Below are 582 nucleotides of genomic sequence, written 5' to 3' on the forward strand. Positions count from 1 at the left end.
GAGTGCCTGCACGGCCCTGCGTCCCATCTCGCGGCGGGGGATGCGGAAGCCGGTGAGCGCCACGTCGTCGGATGCGGGCCGGGTGGCGGCGCCGAGCATCAGCACGGACAGGTCGCCGGGCACGGACAGGCCGCGCTCGCGGGCGGCGAGCACGAGCGCGGCACCGTCGGAGACCTCCTCGGTCAACACGACCGTGACCCCCGCCTCCAGCAGCTGGCCGAGCCCGGCGAACGGCATGTGCCTGCCCTCGACCTGGTGTGCCGCAACGGCTTGCTTGAACCCGCGCAACCGGTCGGCCGACGACTCCGCACCCTCCCCGGCACCCACGTAGGCGAACCTGCGGTGGCCCAGGGCGACCGCGCGGTCCACCAGGTCGCGCACCGCCAACGCGTAGTCGGCGCCGACGTGCGGTACCGGTCCGCCCGCGTCGTCGCGGCGGCCGATCGACACGAACGGGATGCCCTCGGCCAGCAGTTGGGCCAAGTCGTCGCGGTCGAGCGTGCGGCCGATCAGCAGGCACCCGTCGGCCAGCCGCACCCGGCTGTCGTCGCTGAAGATCCGCCGCTGCCCACCGGCGGCCTT

At 74.6% G+C, this 582-nt stretch carries 1 protein-coding gene; it reads right to left on the reverse strand.

Annotated features, from left to right (window positions below; all coding sequences use genetic code 11):
• On the reverse strand, positions 1-582 hold a 582-nt coding region (locus tag ADL03_RS03285; RefSeq protein WP_197288046.1), incomplete at both ends, for a substrate-binding domain-containing protein.

The sequence above is a fragment of the Nocardia sp. NRRL S-836 genome (assembly GCF_001279525.1).
GTDB lineage: Bacteria > Actinomycetota > Actinomycetes > Mycobacteriales > Pseudonocardiaceae > Lentzea.